The organism is Streptomyces malaysiensis subsp. malaysiensis, from assembly GCF_040653035.1.
Taxonomy (GTDB): domain Bacteria; phylum Actinomycetota; class Actinomycetes; order Streptomycetales; family Streptomycetaceae; genus Streptomyces; species Streptomyces malaysiensis.
Map to the genome: position 1 here is coordinate 216,634 of NZ_JBEZNG010000008.1, position 26,134 is coordinate 242,767.

Annotated in this window: 19 protein-coding genes; 15 read left to right on the forward strand and 4 right to left on the reverse strand. The window is 71.7% G+C overall.

Annotated elements, in window-relative coordinates; genetic code table 11:
- Positions 1–344 precede the first annotated feature (344 nt).
- The 9 genes from AB0E24_RS18785 (at position 345) to AB0E24_RS18825 (ending at position 13,749) form a co-directional block, all read left to right on the forward strand.
- The gene (locus AB0E24_RS18785; protein WP_359378284.1) at positions 345–1,190 is read left to right on the forward strand and encodes a DsbA family protein; all 846 of its coding nucleotides are present in this window, start codon (positions 345–347) and stop codon (positions 1,188–1,190) included.
- Between the two features lie 70 nt (positions 1,191–1,260).
- Complete coding sequence (gene lgt / locus AB0E24_RS18790; RefSeq protein ID WP_079257253.1) at positions 1,261–2,229, forward strand: prolipoprotein diacylglyceryl transferase; 969 nt, start codon at positions 1,261–1,263, stop codon at positions 2,227–2,229.
- 200 nt (positions 2,230–2,429) lie between these two features.
- A complete protein-coding gene (locus tag AB0E24_RS18795; RefSeq protein WP_069870077.1) occupies positions 2,430–3,161 on the forward strand; it encodes a VIT1/CCC1 transporter family protein in 732 nt (243 codons plus the stop codon).
- A gap of 329 nt (positions 3,162–3,490) precedes the next feature.
- Positions 3,491–8,041, forward strand: a complete 4,551-nt coding sequence (gene gltB / locus AB0E24_RS18800) for a glutamate synthase large subunit (protein ID WP_359378288.1) — start codon at positions 3,491–3,493, stop codon at positions 8,039–8,041.
- Complete coding sequence (locus tag AB0E24_RS18805; RefSeq protein WP_147968060.1) at positions 8,034–9,494, forward strand: glutamate synthase subunit beta; 1,461 nt, start codon at positions 8,034–8,036, stop codon at positions 9,492–9,494. Before gltB ends, AB0E24_RS18805 begins: the two co-directional genes overlap by 8 nt.
- 240 nt (positions 9,495–9,734) lie before the next feature.
- Positions 9,735–10,157 carry a GntR family transcriptional regulator gene (locus AB0E24_RS18810; RefSeq protein ID WP_069870071.1) on the forward strand — a complete coding sequence of 141 codons (423 nt, stop codon included), beginning with the start codon at positions 9,735–9,737 and terminating at the stop codon, positions 10,155–10,157.
- A complete protein-coding gene (locus tag AB0E24_RS18815) occupies positions 10,154–11,086 on the forward strand; it encodes an ABC transporter ATP-binding protein (protein WP_351374397.1) in 933 nt (310 codons plus the stop codon). Before AB0E24_RS18810 ends, AB0E24_RS18815 begins: the two co-directional genes overlap by 4 nt.
- The gene (locus AB0E24_RS18820) at positions 11,083–12,159 is read left to right on the forward strand and encodes an ABC-2 membrane transporter-related protein (protein ID WP_359378292.1); all 1,077 of its coding nucleotides are present in this window, start codon (positions 11,083–11,085) and stop codon (positions 12,157–12,159) included. The genes AB0E24_RS18815 and AB0E24_RS18820 overlap by 4 nt, the downstream gene beginning before the upstream one ends.
- Positions 12,160–12,249: 90 nt before the next feature.
- Positions 12,250–13,749, forward strand: a complete 1,500-nt coding sequence (locus tag AB0E24_RS18825; RefSeq protein ID WP_359378294.1) for a glycosyltransferase family 39 protein — start codon at positions 12,250–12,252, stop codon at positions 13,747–13,749.
- A 12-nt stretch (positions 13,750–13,761) separates the two neighbouring features.
- Here the strand turns inward: AB0E24_RS18825 and AB0E24_RS18830 are convergent, their stop codons facing one another.
- Together AB0E24_RS18830 and AB0E24_RS18835 are read right to left on the reverse strand one after the other, a co-directional pair.
- Positions 13,762–14,235 carry a PPOX class F420-dependent oxidoreductase gene (locus AB0E24_RS18830; protein ID WP_069870063.1) on the reverse strand — a complete coding sequence of 158 codons (474 nt, stop codon included), beginning with the start codon at positions 14,233–14,235 and terminating at the stop codon, positions 13,762–13,764.
- A gap of 61 nt (positions 14,236–14,296) precedes the next feature.
- Positions 14,297–15,187: a hypothetical protein gene (locus AB0E24_RS18835; protein WP_079257246.1), complete on the reverse strand. Its 891-nt coding sequence runs from the start codon at positions 15,185–15,187 to the stop codon at positions 14,297–14,299.
- A gap of 265 nt (positions 15,188–15,452) precedes the next feature.
- Between AB0E24_RS18835 and AB0E24_RS18840 the strand changes: the two genes are divergently transcribed.
- Entirely contained in the window at positions 15,453–16,250 is a 798-nt protein-coding gene (locus AB0E24_RS18840) for a S1 family peptidase (RefSeq protein WP_069870059.1), read from the forward strand.
- A 134-nt stretch (positions 16,251–16,384) separates the two neighbouring features.
- On the opposite strand, the gene AB0E24_RS18845 is transcribed toward AB0E24_RS18840, so the two are convergent.
- Positions 16,385–16,771, reverse strand: coding sequence for a VOC family protein (locus tag AB0E24_RS18845; RefSeq protein WP_069870056.1), 387 nt, complete (start codon positions 16,769–16,771; stop codon positions 16,385–16,387).
- Positions 16,772–17,417: 646 nt separating this feature from the next.
- On the opposite strand from AB0E24_RS18845, the gene AB0E24_RS18850 reads away from it, so the two are divergent.
- From AB0E24_RS18850 to AB0E24_RS18870, 5 genes are all read left to right on the forward strand, one after another.
- Entirely contained in the window at positions 17,418–17,798 is a 381-nt protein-coding gene (locus AB0E24_RS18850) for a chorismate mutase (protein WP_173963311.1), read from the forward strand.
- A 100-nt stretch (positions 17,799–17,898) separates the two neighbouring features.
- On the forward strand, positions 17,899–20,490 hold the full coding sequence (gene pepN / locus AB0E24_RS18855) for an aminopeptidase N (RefSeq protein ID WP_069870054.1): 2,592 nt from the start codon (positions 17,899–17,901) through the stop codon (positions 20,488–20,490).
- A gap of 176 nt (positions 20,491–20,666) precedes the next feature.
- Positions 20,667–20,900, forward strand: a complete 234-nt coding sequence (locus tag AB0E24_RS18860; RefSeq protein WP_232564430.1) for a hypothetical protein — start codon at positions 20,667–20,669, stop codon at positions 20,898–20,900.
- A 202-nt stretch (positions 20,901–21,102) separates the two neighbouring features.
- A complete protein-coding gene (locus AB0E24_RS18865) occupies positions 21,103–22,686 on the forward strand; it encodes a pyridoxal phosphate-dependent decarboxylase family protein (RefSeq protein WP_359378301.1) in 1,584 nt (527 codons plus the stop codon).
- Positions 22,683–24,215, forward strand: a complete 1,533-nt coding sequence (locus AB0E24_RS18870; protein WP_359378304.1) for a lysine N(6)-hydroxylase/L-ornithine N(5)-oxygenase family protein — start codon at positions 22,683–22,685, stop codon at positions 24,213–24,215. Before AB0E24_RS18865 ends, AB0E24_RS18870 begins: the two co-directional genes overlap by 4 nt.
- A 32-nt stretch (positions 24,216–24,247) precedes the next feature.
- Here the strand turns inward: AB0E24_RS18870 and AB0E24_RS18875 are convergent, their stop codons facing one another.
- Positions 24,248–26,044, reverse strand: coding sequence for a bifunctional metallophosphatase/5'-nucleotidase (locus tag AB0E24_RS18875; RefSeq protein ID WP_069870047.1), 1,797 nt, complete (start codon positions 26,042–26,044; stop codon positions 24,248–24,250).
- Positions 26,045–26,134 lie beyond the last annotated feature (90 nt).

A 26,134-nucleotide genomic window follows, 5' to 3' on the forward strand; every position in this document is an offset into this window, starting at 1 on the left:
GGGCCCCGGACCCCGCTCTTCGCGCCGGAGGGGTTGGGTGGCGGGGCTTGGCCCCGGACCCCGCTCTTCGCGCCGGAGGGGTTGGGTGGCGGGGCTTCGCCTCGGACCCCGCTCCTCGCGCTGGAGGGGCTGGGTGGTGGGGCTTCGCCCCGGGGGCCGGGGGCGGAGTCCCTGCCGCGCGGCGGAGCCGCATATCGGTGCTGCGGGAAGGGGCGGGGAGGGGGGAGTATCGATATGCGGCTCCGCCGCGTGGTCCGCCGGCCACCCGTTGGAGGGTCGCTCGTTAGAGGGAACAACGGGGCGGAGGAGCTCAGCGGTGCTCCTCCGCCTCGTTAGGCGAGGTCGTGAGTCAGAGAAACCGTGAGGGAAAGCGCGGCGCCCGAGAGCGCCTGCGGGAACAGCGCGAACGGGACCGGGCGCGCGCGAAGCGCAAGCGGACGCTGGGCGTCGTGGGGGCGGCGGTGGCCGTCCTCGCCGGGGCCGTCGGGGTGGGCATGGTCGCGTCCAGGACCGAGGACGACTCGGGGAAGTCGGGCAGCGCCCTGGTGCCGCCGCGCGGAGCGGTCGGCAAGGGACGTCTGGTGATCCCCTCGGGGCAGCACGGGAAGGACGGGAAGGCGGAGCAGGAGGGCAAGGCGGGGAAGGCCGCGAAGGCCGCGAAGGCCGCCCCGGTGACCCTGACGGTCTACGAGGACTTCCGCTGCCCCGGCTGCAAGCAGTTCGAGGACGTCTTCCGCAAGACCGTCCACCAGCTCCAGGACGAGGGCCGGATGAAGGTCGAGTACCACCTGGTGACGATCATCGACCGAAACCTCGGCGGCACCGGTTCGCTCCGCGCCGCCAACGCGGCGGCCTGCGCCCAGGACAAGGACCCCGCGATGTTCCGGGCGTACCACGATGTGCTCTACCGCCATCAGCCCCAGGAGACCCGGGACACCTACGCGAACAACAGCAGGCTGATCAAGCTCGCGGACCAGGTCCCTGGGCTGGTCACGCCCGCCTTCCGCACATGCGTCGAGGACGGCCGGCACGACACCTGGGTGCGCAAGTCCAACGATGTCTTCGCCCACTCCGGCTATGCCTCCACGCCGACCGTGCTGCTCGACGGGAAGTCCGTGTACGGCGATCCCAAGAAGCCGCTGAGCCCCAACAAGCTCAAGCGCATGGTCCTCGCGGCGGCCCGGGACTGATCCTTGTTACGCAGCCGTTGCCGGGTGGGTTGCCGTATCTCCCGCCCGGCACGGTAGCGTCGGTCCTGTCATGGACCTCCTCGCTTATATTCCCAGCCCGTCGTCCGGCGTGATCCATCTCGGTCCGGTCCCGCTGCGCGGCTATGCGTTCTGCATCATCATCGGCGTCTTCGTCGCGGTCTGGTACGGCGGACGGCGCTGGGTCGCCCGGGGCGGCCAGGTCGGCACCGTCGCCGACATCGCCGTCTGGGCGGTGCCGTTCGGCCTGGTCGGCGGCCGCCTCTACCACGTCATCACCGATTACGAGCTGTACTTCACCGACGGCCGTGACTGGGTGGACGCCTTCAAGATCTGGCAGGGCGGCCTCGGGATCTGGGGAGCCATCGCGCTGGGTGCGCTCGGCGCCTGGATCGGCTGCCGCCGCCGTGGGATCCCGCTCCCGGCGTACGCGGACGCCATCGCGCCCGGGATCGCCTTCGCCCAGGCGATCGGGCGCTGGGGCAACTGGTTCAACCAGGAGCTGTACGGCAAGGCGACCACACTGCCCTGGGCGCTGAAGATCGACGGCGACGCCGACGCGGGCCGGGTGGCCGGCACGTACCACCCGACCTTCCTGTACGAGTCGCTGTGGTGCGTCGGCGTGGCGCTCCTGGTGATCTGGGCGGACCGCCGCTTCAAGCTGGGGCATGGCCGGGCGTTTGCCCTCTACGTCGCGGCTTACACCGTGGGCCGCTTCTGGATCGAGTACCTCCGGGTGGACGACGCCCACCATGTGCTGGGGCTGCGGCTCAACAACTGGACGTCCGTCGTGGTCTTCCTGGCCGCGGTGGCCTATCTGGTGATCTCCGCGAAGAGGACCCCCGGCCGCGAGGAGATCGTGGAGCCCGCCGCGGTCGAGGACGGCGCGGCCGGAAGCGGCGCCGCACCGGCCACGGCCACCGAGGCGGGCCACGGCACCGCGGCCGAGAGCAAGGCCGGGAGCGGTGGCGCGGACGATGCCGCGGTGGCCGCCGAGGCGGAGTCCGCCAAGAAACCCTGACGCGCGCCCTGACGCGCGCCCTGGCGCGTCCACTGGGCCGCCGAACCCCTCGGGGTTCGGCGGCCTCTTCGCGTTTCCGCAGGTCAGCGAGGTAAGTTCGGCCTTCCTTGCTGGCGGAGCAGGGGAATTCGTGCGTACCTTCGAACCGTTGGGGTGAGGGCCGCATCGCCACACCCTTCTCGAAGGGAGCACATCTTCATATGTCCGTCATCGACACCGCCGAGTCCCCGCACATCGCCCACCGCGACAACCACACCCACCGTGATGTGAACGGCGGCTGGCTGCGGCCCGCCGTCTTCGGTGCCATGGACGGACTGGTCTCCAATCTCGCGCTGATGACCGGTGTGGCCGGCGGCGCCGTGGACCGGCAGACCATCGTGATCACCGGTCTGGCGGGCCTCGCGGCCGGTGCCTTCTCCATGGCCGCCGGTGAGTACACCTCCGTCGCCTCCCAGCGCGATCTGGTCCAGGCCGAACTGGAGGTGGAGCGGCGTGAGCTGCGCAAGCACCCCGTGGACGAGCTGGAGGAGCTGGCGGCACTCTACGAGTCGCGCGGGGTGGAGCCGGCCCTGGCCCGTGAGGTGGCCGAGCAGCTCTCGCGCGACCCCGAGCAGGCGCTGGAGATCCACGCCCGCGAGGAGCTGGGCGTGGACCCGGACGATCTGCCGTCGCCGCTGGTGGCGGCGGTGTCCTCGTTCGGCTCCTTCGCACTGGGCGCGCTGCTGCCGGTGCTGCCGTATCTGCTGGGTGCCACGGTGCTCTGGCCGGCCGTGCTGCTGGCGCTGATAGGGCTGTTCGGGGCCGGTGCGGCGGTGGCGCGGGTGACCGCCCGCAGCTGGTGGTACAGCGGGCTGCGGCAGCTGGTGCTGGGCGGTGCGGCGGCGGGTGTGACCTATGCCCTGGGCGCTTTGTTCGGAACGGCCGTAGGATGACACACATACGGCGAGCCGCATAATCACGCCGTTACCCCTCGGTTTCGATCCTTTTACAGGCGGGCATAAGCCCGAAGCGCTTGGGCAGTGTCGCCCGGTCAGCGCCATGGCGATGTCGGTCGCCCAGTGAACAATTGCCCGTACTGCCTGATGTCAGCCCACCCCCAGGGGCGTGATGTCACCCCACCCCGCCCTGGGGTGTCCGCATGGTGGAATGGAACTTCCGCTTCCCGAGATTCCGCCCATCATGTAACCTGCACGAAATTTCGCGGAGGGCCAACGTCGTCCCTCGGCACACGCAAGATGCCATGACGACGACGGGAGAGCCGATGCGTTCCGCATCCCACCCCGCCCGACTGGGGATGTACGACCCGCGCAATGAGCACGACGCCTGTGGCGTCGGCTTCGTGGCGACCCTCACCGGCGAGGCCAGCCATGAGCTCGTGGAGCAGGCTCTCACCGTGCTGAGGAACCTCGAGCACCGCGGAGCCACCGGTTCGGAGCCCGACTCCGGCGATGGCGCGGGCATCCTCGTCCAGGTTCCGGACGCCTTCCTGCGGGCCGGTGTGACCGGCTTCGAGCTGCCCGAAGCCGGTGCCTACGCGGTGGGCATCGCGTTCCTCCCCGAGGGCGGGACCGAGGGCGCCGCCGCGGCGGAGCACATCGAGCGGCTCGCCGCCGAGGAGGGCCTGACCGTCCTCGGCTGGCGCGAGGTGCCCGTCGCCCCCGAGCTGCTGGGCAATGGCGCCCGGTCCACCATGCCCGTCTTCCGCCAGCTCTTCGTCGCCGACGGCACCAGCACCGGTGTGGCCCTGGACCGCAAGGCGTTCGTGCTGCGCAAGCGCGCCGAGCGCGAGGCGGGGGTCTACTTCCCCTCGCTGTCCGCCCGCACCCTGGTCTACAAGGGCATGCTGACCACCGGTCAGCTGGAGCCGTTCTTCCCCGACCTCTCCGACCGCCGCTTCGCCACGGCCGTCGCGCTGGTCCACTCCCGGTTCTCCACCAACACCTTCCCGAGCTGGCCGCTGGCCCACCCGTACCGCTTCGTCGCCCACAACGGTGAGATCAACACCGTCCAGGGCAACCGCAACTGGATGCGCGCCCGGGAGTCCCAGCTGGTCAGCGATCTGTTCGGGGAGAAGGGCCTGGAGCGGATCTTCCCCGTCTGCACCCCGGACGCCTCCGACTCGGCGACCTTCGACGAGGTTCTGGAGCTGCTCCACCTCGGCGGCCGCTCGCTGCCGCACTCGGTGCTGATGATGGTCCCCGAGGCGTGGGAGAACCACCCCTCCATGGACCCGGCCCGGCGCGCCTTCTACCAGTACCACTCCACGATGATGGAGCCCTGGGACGGCCCGGCCTGTGTCACCTTCACCGACGGCACCCAGGTCGGCGCCGTGCTGGACCGCAACGGCCTGCGGCCCGGGCGCTACTGGGTCACCGACGACGGTCTGGTGGTGCTCTCCTCCGAGGTCGGCGTCCTGGACATCGACCCGGCCAGGGTGGTCCGCAAGGGCCGGCTCCAGCCGGGCCGGATGTTCCTGGTCGACACCGCCGAGCACCGCATCATCGAGGACGACGAGATCAAGGCCGAGCTGGCCGCCGAGGAGCCGTACGGCGAATGGCTCGAGGCCGGTCTGATCGGCCTGGCCGACCTCCCCGAGCGTGAGCACATCGTGCACACCCACGCCTCGGTCACCCGCCGTCAGCAGACCTTCGGCTACACCGAGGAGGAGCTGCGGGTCCTGCTCGCGCCGATGGCCAAGGCGGGCGCCGAGCCGATCGGCTCGATGGGCACCGACTCGCCGATCGCCGCCCTCTCCGAGCGGCCGCGGCTGCTGTTCGACTACTTCACCCAGCTGTTCGCGCAGGTCACCAACCCGCCGCTGGACGCGATCCGCGAGGAGCTGGTCACCTCGCTGATCTCCTCGCTGGGCCCGCAGGGCAATCTGCTGGAGCCGACCTCGGCCTCCTGCCGCAGCGTCACCCTGCCCTTCCCGGTGATCGACAACGATGAGCTGGCCAAGCTCATCCACATCAACGCCGACGGGGACATGCCCGGCCTCAAGGCCGCGAACCTCTCGGGTCTGTACCGGGTCGGTGGCGGCGGTCAGGCGCTCGCCGCCCGGCTGGACGAGATCTGCGCGGAGGCCGACCGGGCCATCGAGGACGGCGCCCGGCTGATCGTGCTCTCCGACCGGCATTCGGACGCCGAGCACGCCCCGATCCCCTCGCTGCTGCTCACCTCGACGGTCCACCACCACCTCATCGGCACCAAGCAGCGCAGCCAGGTGGGGCTGCTGGTCGAGGCGGGCGATGTCCGCGAGGTGCACCATGTCGCGCTGCTGATCGGCTTCGGCGCCGCGGCCGTCAACCCGTATCTGGCCATGGAGTCGGTCGAGGACCTGGTCCGGGCGGGGACGTTCCTGCCCGGTGTCGAGGCCGAGACCGCGATCAAGAACCTGATCAAGGCGCTCGGCAAGGGCGTCCTGAAGGTCATGTCCAAGATGGGCATCTCGACCGTGGCCTCCTACCGGGGTGCGCAGGTCTTCGAGGCCGTCGGCCTGGACGAGTCCTTCGTGGACAGGTACTTCCACGGCACCGCCACCAAGATCGGCGGCGCGGGCCTGGACGTCATCGCCAAGGAGGTCGCCGCCCGCCACGCCAAGGCGTACCCCGCCTCCGGCGTCCCCTCCGCCCACCGCACGCTGGAGATCGGCGGCGAGTACCAGTGGCGCCGCGAGGGCGAGCCGCACCTCTTCGACCCCGAGACGATCTTCCGGCTCCAGCACTCCACCCGGTCGCGCCGCTACGACATCTTCAAGAAGTACACCGATCGGGTGAACGAGCAGTCCGAGCGGCTGATGACGCTGCGCGGCCTGTTCTCCTTCAAGGGGGAGCGGCCCTCGATCCCGATCGACGAGGTCGAGCCCACGAGCGAGATCGTCAAGCGGTTCTCCACCGGCGCCATGAGTTACGGCTCCATCTCCCAGGAGGCGCACGAGACCCTCGCCATCGCCATGAACCGGCTGGGGGCCAAGTCCAACACCGGTGAGGGCGGCGAGGACTCCGACCGGCTGCACGACCCGGCCCGGCGCTCGTCGATCAAGCAGGTGGCCTCCGGCCGCTTCGGGGTGACCAGCGAATACCTGGTCAACTCCGATGACATCCAGATCAAGATGGCGCAGGGCGCCAAGCCCGGCGAGGGCGGTCAGCTGCCCGGCCACAAGGTCTACCCCTGGGTGGCCAGGACCCGGCACTCCACCCCGGGCGTCGGTCTGATCTCCCCGCCGCCGCACCACGACATCTACTCGATCGAGGATCTCGCCCAGCTGATCCACGACCTGAAGAACGCCAACCCCCAGGCGCGTATCCACGTCAAGCTGGTCTCCGAGGTCGGCGTCGGCACGGTGGCCGCGGGCGTCTCCAAGGCCCACGCCGATGTGGTGCTGATCTCCGGCCACGACGGCGGCACCGGCGCCTCGCCGCTCACCTCGCTCAAGCACGCGGGCGGCCCCTGGGAGCTCGGCCTCGCCGAGACCCAGCAGACGCTGCTGCTCAACGGCTTGCGCGACCGCATCGTGGTGCAGACCGACGGCCAGCTGAAGACCGGCCGCGATGTGGTGATCGCCGCGCTGCTCGGCGCCGAGGAGTTCGGCTTCGCCACCGCGCCGCTGGTGGTCTCCGGCTGTGTGATGATGCGCGTCTGCCATCTGGACACCTGCCCGGTCGGCATCGCCACCCAGAACCCGGTGCTGCGCGAGCGCTACAGCGGCAAGGCCGAGTTCGTGGTGAACTTCTTCGAGTTCATCGCCGAGGAGGTCCGCGAGCTCCTCGCCGAGCTGGGCTTCCGCTCCCTGGACGAGGCCATCGGCCACGCCGAGCTGCTGGACACCGCCCGCGCCGTACAGCACTGGAAGGCCCAGGGCCTGGACCTGGCCCCGCTGCTGTACGTGCCCGAGCTGCCCAAGGGCGCCGTCCGCCACCAGGCGGTCGAGCAGGACCACGGCCTGGCCAAGGCGCTCGACAACCAGCTGATCAAGCTGGCGGCCGACGCGCTGAACGCCGAGAGCGCCGAGGCCGCCCAGCCGGTCCGCGCCCAGATCGCGATCCGCAACATCAACCGGACCGTGGGCACCATGCTCGGCCATGAGGTGACCCGTAAGTTCGGCGGCGCGGGCCTGCCCGACGACACCATCGACATCACCTTCACCGGCTCGGCCGGCCAGTCCTTCGGTGCGTTCTTGCCCAGCGGGGTCACGCTGCGGCTCGAGGGCGACGCCAACGACTACGTGGGCAAGGGCCTCTCCGGCGGCCGGCTCATCGTCCGCCCGGACCGGGGCGCGGACCACCTCGCCGAGTACTCCACCATCGCGGGCAACACCCTCGCGTACGGCGCGACCGGCGGTGAGATGTTCCTGCGCGGCCGGGTCGGCGAGCGGTTCTGCGTCCGCAACTCCGGCGCCACGGTCATCTCCGAGGGCGTGGGCGACCACGGCTGCGAGTACATGACCGGCGGTCACGCGGTCGTCCTCGGCCCCACCGGGCGGAACTTCGCGGCCGGTATGTCCGGCGGAATCGCCTATGTGATCGACCTCGATCCGGACAATGTCAATGTCGATCTGCGGGACGCGGTCGGTGCGCTGGACGACACCGACCAGCGGTGGCTGCACGACGCGGTGCGCCGCCACCACGAGGAGACCGGATCCACCGTCGCGGGTGCGCTGCTCGACGACTGGGAGACCGCCCGTACCCGCTTCAGCAAGATCATCCCCGCTACGTACCAGGCCGTGCTCGCCGCCAAGGACGCCGCCGAGCGTGCCGGGCTCTCCGAGTCCGAGACCCACGAGAAGATGATGGAGGCGGCGATCAATGGCTGACCCCAAGGGCTTCCTGACCACCGGCCGTGAGGTGGCCGAGACCCGCCCGGTGGAGACACGCGTCAAGGACTGGAACGAGGTCTACGTCCCGGGCTCGCTGCTGCCGATCATCAGCAAGCAGGCCGGCCGGTGCATGGACTGCGGCATTCCGTTCTGCCACAACGGCTGTCCGCTGGGGAACCTCATCCCCGAGTGGAACGACTACGCCTACCGGGAGGACTGGCGCGAGGCCAGCGAGCGGCTGCACGCGACCAACAACTTCCCGGAGTTCACCGGGCGGCTGTGCCCCGCCCCGTGCGAGTCGGCCTGTGTGCTCGGCATCAACCAGCCGCCGGTGACCATCAAGAACGTCGAGGTCACCATCATCGACAAGGCGTGGGACGCGGGCGATGTCACCCCGCAGCCGCCCGAGCGGCTCAGCGGCAAGACCGTCGCCGTGATCGGCTCGGGACCGGCGGGTCTGGCCGCCGCCCAGCAGCTGACCCGGGCCGGTCACACGGTCGCCGTCTATGAGCGGGCCGACCGCATCGGCGGGCTGCTGCGCTACGGCATCCCCGAGTTCAAGATGGAGAAGCGGCACATCAACCGCCGTATCGAGCAGATGCGCGCGGAGGGCACCAAGTTCCGCACCGAGACGGAGATCGGCCGCGACATCGACGCCGCCAAGCTGCGCAAGCGGTACGACGCCGTGGTCATCGCGGCCGGCGCCACCACCTCGCGCGATCTGCCGGTCCCGGGCCGCGAGCTGAACGGCATCCACTTCGCGATGGAGTACCTGCCGCTGGCCAACAAGGTGCAGGAGGGCGACCTCACCACCGCCCCCATCACCGCCGAGGGCAAGCATGTCGTGGTCATCGGCGGCGGCGACACCGGCGCGGACTGCGTCGGCACCGCCCACCGGCAGGGCGCCGCCTCCGTCACCCAGCTGGAGATCATGCCGAGGCCGGGCGATGAGCGGAACGCCAACCAGCCCTGGCCGACCTTCCCCATGCTCTACAAGGTCACCTCGGCGCACGAGGAGGGCGGTGAGCGGCTCTACTCCGTCTCCACCAGCCACTTCGAGGGCGATGAGGACGGCAATGTCCAGTGGCTGCACCTGATCGAGGTGGAGTTCAAGGACGGCAAGCTGGAGCAGAAGCCGGGCACCGAGCGCAAGATCCCGGCCCAGCTGGTCACCCTCGCCATGGGCTTCACCGGCACCGACCAGAAGAACGGCCTGGTCGAGCAGTTCGGCCTGGAGCTGGACCAGCGCGGCAACATCGCGCGCGATGCCGACTTCGCCACCAATGTGCCGGGTGTCTTCGTGGCCGGTGACGCGGGCCGCGGCCAGTCGCTGATCGTCTGGGCCATCGCCGAGGGCCGCTCCGCGGCGCGCGGCGTGGACCGCTATCTGGCCGGGGCCAGCGAGCTGCCCGCCCCGATCCGCCCCACCGACCGGGCCCTCGTGGTCTGACCTCCAGCCCCTTCTCCCTGCCTTCCGGGTTTCCCGGATCTCCGCCCGTACAACGGCGTACGGACCGGCCGCGCGGCGCCTTCCCCCTCCCGACCGGGGGAAGGCGCCGCGTGGCGTTTCGGCCGTCCCTCGGGCCGGCCGACGTTCCTCGGGCCGGTCGTCACAGCCTCGGGTTGACATTCCCTCAGGTGCGTTCCACCATCATTCCACTAACTGATTAGTGAAAGGGTGGTGAGGCGGATGGTCGAGTACCGCATCGACCGGCGCAGTGGCGTCGCCACCTATCTACAGATCGTCCAGCAGACCAAGCAGGCGCTCCGCCTCGGACTGCTGGAGCCCGGGGACCGGCTGCCCACGGCCAAGGAGGTCGTCGCGGCCACCGCCATCAACCCCAACACCGTCCTGAAGGCATACCGCGAGCTGGAGCGCGAAGGGCTGGTCGAGCCCCGGCCGGGCCTCGGCACCTTCGTCCGCCGGTCGCTGGCACGGCCCGGCGCCGCCGCGGACTCACCGCTGCGCGCGGAGCTCGCCGACTGGACCGACCGGGCCCGCGCCGCCGGGCTCGACCGCGAGGACGTGACGGCGCTGGTGGCCTCGGTCCTCGAAGAGCGCTTCGGCAAGACCGCCGCCCCTGGCGAGCGTGGACACGAGGAGAACGGGTGACCGACGAGATCGACGCGTCCGGCGCGCTGGAGGCGTCCGGGCTGGGCAAGAAGTACCGACGCGGCTGGGCCCTGAGAGATGTCGCCTTCCGGCTGCCCGCCGGGCGGATCTGCGCCCTGGTGGGCCCCAACGGCTCCGGCAAGAGCACCCTGCTCTCCCTCGCCGCCGGTCTGCTGACCCCGACCACCGGCACCCTCCGGGTCTTCGGCCGGTCCTCCGACGCCCCCGGGGCCCGTGCGCGCATCGCCTTCGTCGCCCAGGACAAGCCGCTCTACCCGCGCTTCTCCGTCGCCGACACCCTGCGCCTGGGCCGGGAGCTCAACCCCCGCTGGGACCAGAAGGCCGCGGAACGGGTGGTGGCGGAGGGCGAGGTGCCGCTGTCCGCCCGCGTCGGCTCGCTCTCCGGCGGCCAGCGCACCTGTGTGGCCCTCGCCATGGCCCTCGGTAAACGTGCCGATCTGCTCCTCCTGGACGAGCCGATGTCCGACCAGGACCCGCTGCGCCGCCACCGGATGATGGGTGTGCTGATGGCCGAGGCCGCCGAGCGCGGCACCGGCGTGGTCATCTCCACCCATGTGCTCGCCGAACTCGACGGCGTCTGCGACTACCTGCTGCTGATGGGCGGCGGCCGGATCCGGCTGGCGGGCGAGGCGGACGCCGTCCAAGCCGCTCACCGTCTCGTCACCGGCCCCCGCGCGGCCGACGGCGGAACACCGGACGCGCTCGCCCGCCACACCGTGGTCGAGACCCGTACGACGGGCCGTCAGCTCACCGCGCTGATCCGCCCGGCGGACGCCCCGGCCGGAGACGGCTGGATCGTCACCGAACCGTCCCTGGAGGACGTCCTGCTCGGCTATCTGCGCGCTCCCGACGCCCCGCCGCTGTTCACGGCCGACGCCCGGGAGACCGGTACGGAGGTGGAGGCATGAGCGCGATCGGCATACGGATCCGGGCGTCAGCCGGCACCCGGCCCCGCGTACGCGGGCTGGTGTGGCTGGTGGCGCGGCAGCACCGGGCCGCCCTCTGGGCGGGCCTGGCCGTGGTCGTGGCGATTGCCGCGTACATCGTCTGGCAGCGCGCCGAGATGATGGGCTATATACGGGCGCACGACATCCAGGGCTGCGCGGAATGGAACTGGAAGGAGCTCTGCCACGGCAGGGAGATCGATCCCCGCGACGGAACCAGCCCGACGGCCGAGGCGCTCCGCCACCTCAGCGACGCCTACCGCACACCGCTGCTCAACACCGGACGGCTGCTCATCGCCCTGCCGGCACTGATCGGCGTCTTCATCGGCGCGCCCCTGTTCGCCCGGGAACTGGAGACGGGCACCCACCGGTTGGTGTGGACCCAGTCCGTCGGCCGGACCCGCTGGCTCATCGCCAAACTCACGCTCCCGCTCATCGCCGTCACAGCCGGCACCGCGGTCCTCGCGGCGCTGTACACCTGGTGGTGGCGGGCGGCGCGGGCCCAGCTCCAGGACATCGCCTGGGGCACCGCCGTGCCGTTCGACGCGACCGGCCCGGCGGCGGTCGCCCTCGCCCCGCTGTCCTTCCTGCTCGGCGCGACGGCCGGGCTGCTGCTGCGGCGCACCGTGCCCGCCATGGTGGTCACGCTGGGGGCCATCGCCGGTGTCCAGTACGAGCTGGGCGCCCTGCGCCCCCATCTGATGACGCCGCGGACGATCGTCTCCGAACCCGACGCCTCCGGCCAATTCACCGTCACCCCTGTTCGGGTCTACTTCAACTCATGGCGTGGCATGGGCGACGGCTATCTGACCCGGACCGGCGAGAAGATCCCCTTCGACCGCTGTGCGTCCGCCACCGGCGAGGACTCCTGGAACCGCTGCTTCGCCCGGCTCGGCTCCACCGGCAGGTGGTACCAAGAGCTGCACCCGGCGAGCCACTACTGGCCCATGCAGTGGATGCAGACCGGGATCTGCCTGGCCGCGGCCGTCGCGCTCGCCGCGGTCTGCCTGTGGTGGATCAGGCGCAGGCGGGCCTGACCGCGCCCATCCCGGTCCGTTCACTCCTCCGCGGTCCCTCACCTCGCCGCGGCCCCCCACCTTTCAGCTCCGATCGGAGTTCCCCCACCCATGTCCCTCTCGCCTGCCCTCGACACCGCCGGGGCCGCCCCACGCACCCGCCCGGCGTCGCCGGAGCCCCCGGCGTCACGACGCACGGGGCGCGCCGGGCGGGCCGCGGTCTGGCTCGCCCCGGCCGGGCTGGCGCTGGCGCTCGGGCTGTGGGGGATCCGCCGGGGGAACAGCATGTGGCGGGACGAGTCGACGACGTATCAGGTCGCCCATCGGAGCGTCGGCGAGATCCTGCGCCTGCTCGGCAACGCCGATGTGGTGCACGGCCTCTACTACCTGTTCATGCACGGCGTCTTCGCCCTCTGGGACGGCGGGCTGGTCGCCCTCCGGCTGCCCTCGGTGCTGGCCATGGCCGCCGCGGCCGCCGGGGTCGGACTGCTCGGGCAGCGGCTCGCCGGGCCCCGCGCCGGACTCGCCGCCGGGCTGGTCTTCCCGCTGTTCCCGGCGGTGCAGCGGTACGAGCAGGAAGGGCGGTCGTACGCCCTGGTCTGCGCCGCCGTCGTCGCGGCCACGCATCTGCTGCTGAGCGCCGTGGCCAGGCCCCGCAGACGCACCTGGGCCGGATACGCCGTCGTCGCCTCGCTGGCCTGTCTGCTGCACGAGTTCGCGGTGCCGGCCGTTGCCGCGCACGGTGTCGCGCTGTACCGGGCCCGGGCGGGCGCGCGGTCCGGCTGGGCCTGGGGGCAGTCGGCGGCCGTGGCGGCGGTGGTGCTGACCCCGCTGGTGATCGTCAGTCAGCAGCAGGCGGCGCTGGTCGGCTGGATCTCCCCGCCGGGCCCGCCCGAACTGCTCGGCTTCGGCGCGCTCGCCCTGACGGGCCTGGTCTGCGCCCGGGGGCCGCTGCCCGCGCGGGGCGCCGTACCGCTGCGCGATCTCGCGGTGGCGCTGCTGATCCTGCCGCCCGCCGCACTGCTGGCGGTGTCGTATCTCCATCCGCTCTACGTCGACCGGTACGTGCTCTATGCCCATACCGGTCTCGCGCTGCTGATCGGGGCCCGGCTGGACGCGCTCTCGCACACCGTCACCGCCCCGAGGGCGCTCGCCGGGGCACTGGCGGTGGTCGCCGGGGCGGCTCTGCTGCCGTACTCCCTCCACCTGCGGACTCCGGAGAGCCGGCTCGACGACCCGCTCGCCGCGGCGCGCGCCGTACGGGAGCTCAGCCGCCCCGGCGACGGGGTGCTCTTCATGCCCGCCCGGCGCCGGGAGCCGATCATGTCCAGCCCGCAGGACTTCCGGGGTCTGCGGGAGCCGGCACTGGCCCGGCACGCGATCCCCTCGGGCACGCTGCACGGCATCGAACTGCCCGCCTCGCGGATCCGGGCCCGGATGCTGACGGCCGGGCGGATCGTCACGGTGAACGACCCGCCCGGTCAGCCGCTGGACGACACCCCTCAGGAGCGGGTGAAGCGGGAGGTGCTCGCGGAGCACTTCCACCGATGCGCCGTCAGGGACGTCACCGGAATGCGGATCGTGCTGTACGGCCGCCCCGGCGCCTGCTGATCCGGCGCCCCGTCAGCCCTCGCTCTCCACCAGCCGGGCCGGGAAGCCGCCCGTGGCGATCGGGCCCCAGCGCTCGGGGGTGACCCGGATCAGCGACTTGCCCTGCTTGCGCATGGCCGCGCGGTACTCGTCCCAGTCCGGGTGCTCGCCCGCGATATTGCGGTAGTACTCGACCAGCGGCTCGATGGACTCCGGGACGTCGATCACCTCGGCGGCGCCGTCGATCTGCACCCAGGCGCCGTTCCATTCGTCGGACAGCACCACGAGGCTCACGGCCGGGTCGCGCTTGGCGTTGCGCACCTTGGCGCGCTCGGGGTAGGTGGACATGACGATACGGCCGGAGTCATCGACTCCGCAGGTCAGCGGGGACGCCTGGGGCGAGCCGTCCGTCCGGCGGGTCATCAGCAGCGCACGGTGGCGCGGGCGTACGAACTCCAGCAGCTCATCGAGGGAGACACGGGTGTTGGTGGCGATGGAGGGGCTCATGCAGGCGAGCGTACGACGTCGAGCGCACTCCAACCCCGTACGGCCACGGCCCGGCCCGGCGTCATGTGTCGCACTCCAGGACCGTACGGCACAGCGCACAGCGGGCCCGCAACCGCCCGCGCACCGGGACCCGGATGCGCTGACGGCACGTCGGGCAGGGGAAGGAGACGCTCAGCGGAGGGCCGCCGTCGAAGACGTAGTCGCCTCCGGTGGCGGGGGAGGGGTGGCCGGACTGGGCCGAGCGGCGGTCCTTGGCATAGCGGCGGCGGCCGGTCCAGCCGGCCGCGGCGAGCGGCGGCCGGGCCTGGTCGTGGCGGGCCAGCTCCAGCCCTTTGGCGTATGCCTCGTACGCCTGCGGGGAGGTGAACCAGGGGGAGGGGTCCTCGTTGAAGAGCAGCGCCCGCTTGGCCAGGACGTACCCGAACTCCTCCGGTGTCAGATAGCCCAGTTTCTGGCTGGAAACCGCGTCCTGGCGGTAGGCGTCGAGCAGCAACCAGCCCGTGCCGAGATAGGCGGCGGTGGTGTCGGTGAGGATCTCGTTGTCGCGTGTGCCGGGGAGCCACAGGTCGAGTCGGTGCAGATACACATGAGTGACCTCGTGGGCGAGGGCCGCCCCGATGTCCCGACGGTGGGTCTTGAAGCGGGAGTTGAGCTCGATGAAGTACTCCGGGCCCGCGGCGAGCTCCACGTTTCCCGCGTGCCGCATCTCCCGGAAGCTCACGATCATCCGGGCGTCGGGCAGCCGCAGATGCTGCACCATGACCCGGGCGACCCGCTGAACGCCCAGGTAGAGGTCGTCCTGGTCGGAGAAGGCCACATCGCCGGGGACCACGCTGAGCCCGAAGGTGTCCACCGTGTCGCGGGACAGCCGGCGGTAGAGCGCGGTGATCGCGTCCCGGACGGTGTCCAGGTGGGGATAGCCGTGTTCGATGTCGCTGCCCGGTGCCGCCACGCCGTCACCCCGTGCCCGTCGCCAGCCGTGCGCCCTGTCTCACTTCAACCTTACGGTCGTTCGGCCGGGCGGTGGGTAGGCCGCGCTGGCTTGAAACCGACCCTTGTCACCCCGTTGACCCGCTCCACATAATCACAGGGCGTTTTACCGGCTCATCCATGGGATTTCGGAGAGGTTTCCGGATTTTTGGCGTGCGGCGCAGCCGCATTTCGAGCTTGGCATGAGCCTGACATGCGCACCGAACCCCCCACGAAAGGACAGTCCGTTGCGGAAGACCCTGAAGCACATCAAGAGAGCCTCGGCCCTCGGCGCGGTCGCCCTCACAGCCTTCAGCCTCACCCCCGGCAGCGCCAACGCCCAGCCCACCGGCCCCGAGCCGAGCCCCTCCGTCGTCGGCGGCACCCGCGCCGCCCAGGGCGAATTCCCCTTCATGGTCCGGCTGTCCATGGGCTGTGGCGGCGCGCTCTACACCCAGGACATCGTGCTCACCGCCGCCCACTGTGTGGACGGCAGCGGCGCCGACACCTCCATCACCGCCACCGCGGGCGTCGTCGACCTCCAGAGCTCCAGCGCCATCAAGGTCAAGTCCACCCGGGTGCTCCAGGCCCCCGGCTACAACGGCACCGGCAAGGACTGGGCGCTCATCAAGCTGGCCAAGCCGATCGACCAGCCCACCCTGAAGATCGCCGAGACCACGGCGTACAACAAGGGCGACTTCACCGTGGCCGGCTGGGGCGCCGCCGTCGAGGGCGGCGGCCAGCAGCGCTACCTCCTCAAGGCCAGCGTGCCGTTCGTCGACGACGCCACCTGCAAGTCCGCGTACGACGAGCTCGTCACCGGCGAGGAGATCTGCGCCGGGAAGATGGCCGAGGGCGGCGTGGACACCTGCCAGGGCGACTCCGGCGGCCCGATGTTCCGCAAGGACGACAGCGGCCAGTGGATCCAGGTCGGCATCGTCAGCTGGGGCGAGGGCTGCGCACGGCCCGGCAAGCCCGGTGTCTACACCGAGGTGAGCACCTTCGCCAAGGACATCAAGGCGGGCGCGACCCAGCTCGGCGGCTGACCCCTCCTCAGCCTCGACTCCACCGAGAGCCGACCGGGGCCCGGCCATCGGGCCGACCCCGGTCGGCTCTGCCGGGTCTGTCGGCTGGGTCGGCTCGCCTGGTTTCATGAGCGCTGTCAGCCCGATCAGCCCGATCAGTTCTGTTCCGTCTGCCCGTAGCAGATGCAGAACGGGTGTCCGGCCGGATCCTGGAAGACCTGGAAACCCGAGCGCTCCCCGCCGCTGTCGCGCAGAAACGTCGCGCCGAGCTCGATCAGCTCCCGCCGCGCGCGCTCCGCGTCCTCGCGCGTGTCCACGTCGAAGTCCAGATGGATCTGCTGCGGATAGGCCGGATCCGGCCACTGCGGCGGCTGGTGGTCCGGCGCCAGCTGAAAGGCCAGCCGCCGGCCGTCCTCGGCGGTCAGGGTCGCCCACTCGGGATCGCTGTCGTTCACCCGCCAGCCCAGGATCCGCCCATAGAAGGCGGCCAGCGCGGCGGGGTCGGGACAGTCGATGACGGTGCACTGGAGCGTCGCGATCATATGGGGACCCTATGGGGTGTCCGGCGGATCTCTCCCCTCCCCGCCCCTTCCCGTTACAGGGGCTCCGCCCCCAGACCCCGGGGTCCAGGGGCGGAGCCCCAGCCGTGGGAGGGGGCGGGAAGGGGAACGGCCCGCCGCAGGCACCGATCCGCCGAACACCCCCCGGCCCGGAACGGCTCCGCCCGGAACGGGCCATGGGGATGGCCGGGCCGGAGGCCGTCAGGAAAGCCCGGCCGGAAGCCATGGGGAACAGCCCGGGCGGAGGCCGGAGAGAAATCCGGGCCTGGACCCCGGGGTCCAGGGCGGAGCCCCGCATGTCGCGGGCCCCTCATGTCGCGGAGGCGCATATCGATGCCGTCCGAGGAACCGGGCTGGAAGCCAGAGGCAAAGCCCGGTCTGAAGCCGCGCTGAAGGCCGGGCCGGAAACCCCGAAAAGCCGGACCGGAAGTGGAACCTCCCCCCGCCCAGGCGACTCCTCATCGGTGGAGGCGCCGTACCGGGACAGGCCCTCATGACCGCCCCGCCCCCTTCCGGCCCCTCGAGGGCCGGATCCGAAACCCCCCACAGGGGTCGGGGCGGTCCGGGGCCCGGGGCCGAAGCGCCCCGGAGGGGAACCGGGCGCCGGGGAAAAGTACTCTCGGGAGACATGACGCACAGCACGAGTGACCACACCGCCGGGCAGCCGGTGACGCCGGGAGAGACCGAGGCCATCGACCCGGCCGTCCTCGACGAGCTGACCCGGTTGCGCGACAGCATCGACAACATCGACGCGGCCGTGGTCCATATGCTTGCCGAGCGCTTCAAATGCACCCAGCAGGTCGGCCACCTCAAGGCCGCCCACCGGCTCCCCCCGGCCGACCCGGCCCGGGAGGCGCGCCAGATCACCCGGCTGCGGCAGCTCGCCGAGAGCGCCAAGCTGGACCCCGGCTTCGCCGAGAAGCTGCTCAACTTCATCATCGCCGAGGTCATCCGGCACCACGAGACCATCGCCCGCTCCGACAAGGGCTCCGAGGGCGCACTCCGGTAGTGCGCCCGACGACTCCGGTAGTGCGCCCGGGCGGCCGTCCGCGCCGGGGAACCACTTCCCACGCGTGTGCGGCCCACCGCACGTAGGGCAGCATGTCCCCATGTCCGTACTGACGCGCGAGGAAGCGCAGATCCGAGCCCGCCTGATCGAGGTCCACCGCTACACCATCGACCTCGACCTCACCCGCGGGGAGGAGCTCTTCGGCTCCACCACGACCATCCGCTTCAGCGCGCGCCAGGCGGGCGCGGACACCTTCGCCGAGCTCATGCCGGCCGCACTCCACCGCGCCGTACTCGACGGCCGCGAGCTCGACCTCACCGGCGAGACCGCGGAGGCGCTCGCGGGCGGCCGGCTGCCGCTCACCGGCCTCGACGAGGGCGAGCACGAGCTGCGCGTCGAGACGGATATGCGCTACTCCCACACCGGTGAGGGTATGCACCGCTTCACCGACCCCGCCGACGGCGAGACGTACCTCTACACCATGTGCTGCATGTCGGACGCGAACGACGTCTTCGCCGCGTTCGACCAGCCCGACCTCAAGGCCGTCTTCGACGTCCGCGTCACCGCCCCGCCCGAGTGGACCGTCCTCGGCAACGGCGTCGCCACCCGCGTCGGCGCCCCCGCCGAGGGCCGCTGGCAGCTCGCGCCCACCCCGCCCATCAGCACCTATCTGATGGCCCTGGCCGCGGGCCCGTACCACTCGGTGCGCACCGAGCACGCCGGACTCCCCTTCGGGCTGCATGTCCGCCGCTCGCTCGCGCCCCACCTGGAGGCCGACGCCGACGAGCTCTTCGAGATCACCCGGCGCTGTTTCGACCGCTACCACGAGATCTTCGAGGAGCCCTACCCCTTCGACTCCTACGACCAGGCGTTCGTCCCCGAGTTCAACTCGGGTGCCATGGAGAACCCGGGCCTGGTCACCTTCCGTGATGAATTCGTCTTCCGCTCCGCCGTCACCGACGCCGAGCGCCAGACCCGCGCCATGGTCATCGCGCATGAGATGGCCCATATGTGGTTCGGCGACCTGGTCACCATGAAGTGGTGGGACGACATCTGGCTGAACGAGTCCTTCGCCGAGTACATGGGCTACCAGATCCTCACCGAGACCACCCGCTACACCGACACCTGGGCCGACTTTGGCGTCCGCCGCAAGAACTGGGGCTACGACGCCGACCAGCGCCCCTCCACCCACCCGGTCGCCCCCGCGCCCGAGCTGGTCCCCGACACCGCCGCCGCCCGCCTCAACTTCGACGGCATCTCCTACGCCAAGGGCGCCTCCGCGCTGCGCCAGCTCGTCACCTGGCTCGGTGAGAAGACCTTCCTCGACGGCATCAACGACCACTTCACCCGGCACCGCTTCGGCAACGCCACCCTCGCCGACTTCATCGACTCCCTCGCCCGCTCCTCCGGCCGCGACGTCCACGCCTGGGCCGACCGCTGGCTGCGCACCACCGGCGTCGACACCCTCGCCCCCGTCGTCACCGCCAACGGCGACCGCTGGAGCGCCGAGATCCGCCACCAGGGCGGCGGCCCGGACGGGGACGCTCCCACCCGGCGCCCGCACCGCATCGCCATCGGCCTCTACGACCACGCGCCCGCCGCCCCGCACCAGCTGGTCCTGCGCGAACGCGTCGAGGCCGAACTCGACGGCGCCGAACCCGGCCTCAGCCTCTCCTTCACCGGGCCCCGCCCCGATCTGCTGCTGCTCAACGACGGCGACCTCACCTACACCAAGATCCGGCTCGACCCCGGCTCCTGGAAGGCCGTCCACCGCGCCCTGTCCGGCCTCCCCGACGCCGTCGGCCGCGCCGTGGTCTGGAACGCCGCCCGCGACATGGTGCGCGACGGCGACCTCCCGCCCACCGACTACCTCGACGCCGCCCGCGCCCATCTGCCGCACGAGACCGACATAGCGATCGTCCAGGGCGTCCTCGCCTTCGCCCGCACCCAGATCGCCGACCACTACCTCCCCGCGGAGCGCCGCCCCGCCGCCCTGGCCACCATCAGCGCCACCTGCCGCGATCTGCTGCGCCGCACCGAGGACGGCTCCGGGGACGGGCTGCGGCTCGCCGCCGTACGCACCTTCATCGGCAGCGCCACCGCGCCCGCCGAGCTCAGCGACTGGCTCGACGGCGACACCGTCCCCGGTGGCCCCGCCCTCGACCCCGAACTGCGCTGGCAGATCCTCGGCCGCCTCGCCGTCCTCGGCGCCGTCGGCCCCGCCGACATCGACGCCGAACTCGCCCGCGACTCCAGCGCCACCGGCCAGGAGGGCGCCGCCCGCTGCCGGGCCGCCCTGCCGGACGCCGCCGCCAAGGAGGCCGCCTGGCGGATCCTCTTCGAGGCCGAGGAGGACGGCCGGGAGGGCGAGGAGCAGCCGGGCGAGCTCTCCAACTACCTGGTCACCGCGACCGTCGCCGGGTTCTGGCAGCCCGAGCACCATGACGTCCTCGCCGACTATGTGCCGCGCTACTTCCCGGCCGCCGTCGCGCTGGGCGCCCGCCGCGGCCCCGCCATCGCCGACACCGTCGCCCGCTTCGGCTTCCCGAGCACCGTGGACGCCGAAACCCTGCGTCTGGGCGAGGAGTGCCTCGCCTCCCCCGACGCCGTACCCTCCCTCCGACGCCGACTCGCCGACCAGATCGACGACCTGCGGCGCGCCCTGCGCGTACGGGAGAAGCAGGGGGAGTAGCCACCCCGGGCGTGGGGCGGCGGGGCGCCTGCTCGCCCCGCCACCCCGCCGTCGTCCGGGCCGCCCACCGACGCGACCCGGACGACACCGGGGCAACGGCGGCCCGGGGCGGGTCGGCAGGCTACGTCACGGAATGGCCAGGACGAGTGGTCGGCTCGTGCCGCAGACTGATGGGCATGGAACGAGGAACGCGCCGGTGGACACTGACAGTTGACGGGGAGGGGTTCGACGTCCATGAGCGCCCCGGCGAACCCGGGACGTACGACTTCACCTGGCTGACCGGGCCCAACCCCGGATACGGCTTCACCACCGGTGTGCACGGAGCCGACTCCTTGAGCACGCGGGAACTGGAGGCGGCCGCACGGGACTTCCTCGGCCAGGTGGACCCCGAGACCGGGCACATCGAGTAACCGATCGGGCCGGACGAGGCGGCGAGCGAGGGGTGGCCCGGCCGCGCGGATCAATCCGCGCGGCCGGGCTGTACCACGTATGGGTGCACTTCCCGCCGACCCCGGATCCGACGGTTGGCGCGCGAAGTAATTTAGGCAGCCCTGACCGCCGCCCGACCGCTTCCACCTGCCCGACTCCCAGACACCCCCTAGGGGCACACCCATGCCCGTGCCCGCATCCGGAACCGCCCGCCTCCTCGCCGGGGGCCATGACGGACCGGGGGCGCTCCGCCCGATGGTCGACACCGTCCTCGACGCCCTCGCTCACGGCGCCGCCGACCGCGGTGGGCCGCTCCCGTCCGGGGGGCCGGCCGCGGTGGCCCGGCGGATACGAGATGCGGCCCGGCCGCTCATCCCCGAGGAGGGGGAGGGGCCCGACCACGCGCTGCGCACCCTCGTCCGTGCCCTCGCCTACGGCGCCGCCGACCCCGCCGACCCCCGCTGCACCGCCCATCTGCACTGTCCGCCGCTCGCCGTCGCCACCGCCGCCGACCTCGCGGTCTCCGCCCTCAACCCCTCACTCGACTCCTGGGACCAGGCCCCGGCCGCCTGTGCGCTGGAGGCACTCACCTGCCGCGCCCTGGCCGAACTCGTCCACCCCCACGGCCCCGCCCCCGACGCCCTCGTCACCACCGGCGGCACCGAATCGAACCATCTCGCCCTGCTCTTCGCCCGGGAACAGGCCCGCGCCCGCGACACCGCCCGCCCTCACGACACGGCCCGCCCTCACGAGACCACCCACCCCCGTGACACCGCTCACCCTCACGACACCGTCCCCGCCCGCGAAACGGCCCATGCTCCGGACGCCGCCCCGGCCGCCCGCGGTGCGGCCCCCGGCGTACGCGAGGCCGGGCCGCGGCGTATGGGCGGGCCGGGGACGCTGCGCGTGGTGTGCGGCGGCAACGCCCACCACAGCATCCACCGCGCCGCCTGGCTCCTCGGGCTCCCCGCGCCGCACACCCTCCCCACCCCCACCGGCGTCCTCGACCCGGCCGCGCTCCATACCGCCCTCGACCGGCTGCCGGACGCCCCCACCCTCGTCGTCGCCACCGCCGGTACCACCGACACCGGAGCCATCGACCCGCTCCCCGAGATCGCCGACGTATGCGACCACCACGCCGCCACCCTCCACATCGACGCCGCCTACGGCGCGCCCCTGCTCTTCAGCGACACCCTCCACAAGCGGCTCCATGGACTCGACCGCGCCCATACCGTCGCCCTCGATCTGCACAAGCTCGGCTGGCAGCCGGTCGCCGCGGGCCTCCTCGCCGTCCCCGACGGCGCCGCGCTCGCCCCTCTGGCCCACCGGGCCGACTACCTCAACGCCGACGACGACACCGAAGCGGGCCTGCCCGATCTGCTCGGCCGCTCCCTGCGCACCTCCCGTCGACCCGACATCTTCAAGATCGCCGTGACCCTGCGGGCGCTCGGCCGACGCGGCCTCGGCGACCTCGTCGACCATGTCTGCGCGGCCGCCCAGCACCTCGCCGATCTCATCGAGACCCGCCCCGGGCTCCAGCTCTACGCCCGCCCCACCCTCAGCACCGTCCTCTTCCGCCCCACCGGGGCAGGGCCCGCCGCCGTGGCCGCGCTGCGCCGCCGCCTGCTCCACCACGGCGCGGCCGTCCTCGGCCGCGCCACCACCCCCGAGGGGCTGTGGCTGAAGGCCACCGTTCTCAACCCGCATATCCAGCTCGGCGATCTGCGCGGGCTGCTCGAACTCGTGGAAGGCAACACCACCCCATGAGCACCGCACAACCCCCCAGCCCCGCCGCCGATCCCGCCCCCGCCGCGGGGTCCACCCCTGACACGGAGCCCACCGCCGCCGACCGGCCCGCGGACCTGGTCGGTATCGGCGTCGGCCCGTTCAACCTCTCCCTCGCCGCCCTCGCCCACGGCGTCCCCGCCCTGCGCACCGCCTTCTACGAACAGCGGCCCGCCTTCCACTGGCACCCCGGCCTCCTCATCGACGGCGCGACCGTCCAAGTCCCCTTCCTCGCCGATCTGGTGACCCTCGCCGACCCCGGCAGCCCCTGGACCTTCCTCCAGTACCTCAAGGCCCATGAGCGGCTCTTCCCCTTCTACGTCGCCGAGCGCTTCCACATCGAGCGCGCCGAGTACGACGCCTACTGCCGCTGGGTCAGCCAGCAGCTCCCCGGGCTCCACTTCGACCACCGCGTCGACGCCGTGCGCTGGGACCACGAATACGAGCTGTTCGAAATCGACTTCACCCGGCTCGGCCCGGCCGGGGCCGCCGACGCCCACCCCCATGCGCCCGCCACCGCCGGGACCGACGAGGAGGGCCGGACCCTCGGCCGCGCCTACGCCCGCAACCTCGTCCTCGGCGTCGGCACCGAACCGTATGTCCCCGAGCCCCTGCGCCCCCTGGCCGACGCCCCCAACGTCCCCGTCCTCCACTCCTCCGACTACCTCGAACACCGCGAGCGGCTCCTGGCCACCGGCCATGTCACCGTCATCGGCTCCGGCCAGTCCGGCGCCGAGGTCTTCCTGGACCTGCTGCGCAATCGCCCCCTCGGCGCCGAAGGGCTCCACTGGCTGGCCCGCACCCCCGCCTTCGCACCCATGGAGTACGGCAAGCTGGGCCTGGAGCAGTTCAGCCCCGACTACACCCGCTACTTCCACACCCTGTCCGAGCCCGTCCGCGATCAGCTGCTGCCCCGCCAGTGGCAGCTCTACAAGGGCATCGCCCACGAGACCCTCGACGCCATCCACCACGAGCTCTACCGCCGCGCCCTCCACTCCGACGGCTGGCCCGGCGCCGTTCTCACCCCCGGTGTCAGCGTCCGGACCGCCGGCCGTATCGCCGCCGCCCGCCTCGAACTCCACCTGGAACACATCGAGCAGGGCACCCGGGCCCGGCACACCACCGAGGCCGTCGTCCTCGCCACCGGCTACCGCGAGCGCCGTGTCGACACCCTCCTCGCCGCCCTCGACCCCTACATCCGCCGGGACGCCTCCGAGCGCCCCCGCGTCGACGCCGACCACCGCCTGGTCCTGGACCCCATGATCAAGGGCGCGGTGTACGTCCAGAACGCCGAGCGCCACACCCATGGCGTCGGCGCCCCCGACCTCGGCCTCGCCGCCTGGCGCTCCGCCACCATCCTCAACTCGCTGCTCGCGAAGCCCGCTTACCCGCTGCCGTCGCGCACCGCGTTCACCGCCTTCGGCCTCCAGCCGTCGGGGCGGTGCGGGAGCGTCATCGGCAGCCCGCACCTCCCCGACCAGCGCACCCCCCTCAACGCCGGAAGGAACTAGAACAACTGGAATAACTGGAATAACTACGACAACTAGAACACCGGAGCGCCGTCGCGGGTCAGCTTCCAGTCCACCGTCCCGAACCGCGACACATCGATCGTCCCCTTCGCCTGCACCCAGGCGATGATCGTGTTCCGGATCTCCTCCGAATTGGCCCACACCTGCTTCGCGGTGGCCACATGCGGGAAGTTGCCGCCCCCGCTCGCCCGGTAGTTGTTGACCGCCAGCACGAACTGCGCCTTCTCGTCGATCGGCTTGCCGTCGAAGCTCAGCCCCGCGATCCGCGAACCCGGCGCCTTCGCGATGTCGATCTCGTAGGTGAGGCCGCCGACCGCGTCGTAGTTGTAGTCCGGGGTGCCCGAGGCGTTCGTCAGCTTGGCCGGGTCCACATCGCCGCCGGCCGGGGTCTGTACGTAGTAGCGGGCCGAGAACTCCAGATAGTCCTTGAGCTGGGCGCCGGTCAGCACCCGTGCCTCCAGGGTGTTCTCGAACGGATACAACCCCGCCACCTGCCGGATCGTGACCTCCCCGGCCGGGATCGCCGCCGTACGGGAGAAGCAGGACGCCTGCGAGAGCACCGGCAGCGCCGCGTACTCCGTCCCCGCCAGCGCCGCCTTCACCGTCTCCGACTGCACATGGTTGATGAAGTCGACGATCGGCGCGTCCTTGTAGGGCGCCTCGGTCGCCGCCATCGCCTCCGAGCAGGTGCCGATCACCTGGTTCACATAGCCGACGACCTTCTCGTGCTCATCGCCGAGCAGCCGCACGATCCGCGGGTCCTCCTCGGCCGTGCTGGAGTTCAGCACCTTCGCCGACACCGACGCCACCTGCCAGCGGCCCCGCTCCCACTCCAGCTCGAAGTCGAAGAGGGTGAGCCGCTGACCCCACTTGAGCGGCTCGGACAGCACGACCTCGCGTCCGGTCTCCTTGTTGACCACCCGCGACTCGGGTATCTCCAGATGCGCGTGGCCCACCAGGATCGCGTCGATCCCCGCCACCTGCTCGGCCACCAGCGCCGCCGCGTTCTCCACATGGGGCACCTGGTCGCCGTAGCTGGAGGTGCCGCTGGTCCCCGAATGCGCCGAGACGATCACCACGTCCGCGCCCATCGACCGCAGCCGCGGCACCCACTTCGCGGCCTGCTCCTCCAGGCCCGGGAAGGTCATCTTCCCCTGCACATTGACCTTGTCCCAGATCGCGATGCCCGGATTGGTCAGCCCCAGCACCGCCACCTTCACATCCCGTCCGAACGGGGTGCGCAGCCGGGTCATCCAGTACGGCGGGAAGGCGGGCCGCAGCGTCTTGGCGTCCAGCGCGTTCGCCCCCAGCAGCGGGAAGTCGCACTGCTCCTCGAACTTCCGCAGCACCGGGATGCCGTAGTTGAACTCGTGGTTGCCCAGCGCCGCCGCGTCATAGCCGATCGCGTTCATGGCCTGCGCCATCGGGTGCACCGGGCCGTTCGCTCCGGTGATCGGGTCCACCCTGGCGTAGTAGTACGACAGCTGGGTGCCCTGGATGGTGTCGCCCGCGTCGATCAGCAGCGTATTGCGGCGCCCCTTCTCCTTCCGGACCTGGTCGACCAGTGTGGAGATCTTCGCCAGGCCCACATCGTTGTGCGCCGAGTCGTCGAACTCGGCGTCGGTGAAGTAGTCCCAGTTCAAGACGTTTCCGTGCAGATCGGTGGTGCCCATCACGGTGAAGGCGTACCGCCGCGGGGGCCGCTCCTGGCCCCTCGCCTCGGCCGGGACGGTGGCCGCGGCGGCGGCGAGGGCGGCCCCCGCGCTGGTCGCCGCGGTGCGGCCGAGGAACTTCCGACGGTTGAGCGGCATGGCTGATCTCCCCTGAGATACCTGCGAAATGGGCACAACGCGCGTAGATTCTGGCCCAGCCGCACCGCTCCGCACCACCCCCGGCAGGTT

What these genes read in the sequence shown, in the direction of transcription:
- lgt (WP_079257253.1), top strand. Translation starts at nt 1,261, where the DNA reads ATGGACCTCCTCGCTTATATTCCCAGCCCGTCGTCCGGCGTGATCCAT.
- AB0E24_RS18795 (WP_069870077.1), top strand. Translation starts at nt 2,430, where the DNA reads ATGTCCGTCATCGACACCGCCGAGTCCCCGCACATCGCCCACCGCGAC.
- gltB (WP_359378288.1), top strand. Translation starts at nt 3,491, where the DNA reads ATGCGTTCCGCATCCCACCCCGCCCGACTGGGGATGTACGACCCGCGC.
- AB0E24_RS18805 (WP_147968060.1), top strand. Translation starts at nt 8,034, where the DNA reads ATGGCTGACCCCAAGGGCTTCCTGACCACCGGCCGTGAGGTGGCCGAG.
- AB0E24_RS18810 (WP_069870071.1), top strand. Translation starts at nt 9,735, where the DNA reads ATGGTCGAGTACCGCATCGACCGGCGCAGTGGCGTCGCCACCTATCTA.
- AB0E24_RS18820 (WP_359378292.1), top strand. Translation starts at nt 11,083, where the DNA reads ATGAGCGCGATCGGCATACGGATCCGGGCGTCAGCCGGCACCCGGCCC.
- AB0E24_RS18825 (WP_359378294.1), top strand. Translation starts at nt 12,250, where the DNA reads ATGTCCCTCTCGCCTGCCCTCGACACCGCCGGGGCCGCCCCACGCACC.
- AB0E24_RS18830 (WP_069870063.1), bottom strand. Translation starts at nt 14,235, where the DNA reads ATGAGCCCCTCCATCGCCACCAACACCCGTGTCTCCCTCGATGAGCTG.
- AB0E24_RS18845 (WP_069870056.1), bottom strand. Translation starts at nt 16,771, where the DNA reads ATGATCGCGACGCTCCAGTGCACCGTCATCGACTGTCCCGACCCCGCC.
- AB0E24_RS18850 (WP_173963311.1), top strand. Translation starts at nt 17,418, where the DNA reads ATGACGCACAGCACGAGTGACCACACCGCCGGGCAGCCGGTGACGCCG.
- pepN (WP_069870054.1), top strand. Translation starts at nt 17,899, where the DNA reads ATGTCCGTACTGACGCGCGAGGAAGCGCAGATCCGAGCCCGCCTGATC.
- AB0E24_RS18860 (WP_232564430.1), top strand. Translation starts at nt 20,667, where the DNA reads ATGGAACGAGGAACGCGCCGGTGGACACTGACAGTTGACGGGGAGGGG.
- AB0E24_RS18865 (WP_359378301.1), top strand. Translation starts at nt 21,103, where the DNA reads ATGCCCGTGCCCGCATCCGGAACCGCCCGCCTCCTCGCCGGGGGCCAT.
- AB0E24_RS18870 (WP_359378304.1), top strand. Translation starts at nt 22,683, where the DNA reads ATGAGCACCGCACAACCCCCCAGCCCCGCCGCCGATCCCGCCCCCGCC.
- AB0E24_RS18875 (WP_069870047.1), bottom strand. Translation starts at nt 26,044, where the DNA reads ATGCCGCTCAACCGTCGGAAGTTCCTCGGCCGCACCGCGGCGACCAGC.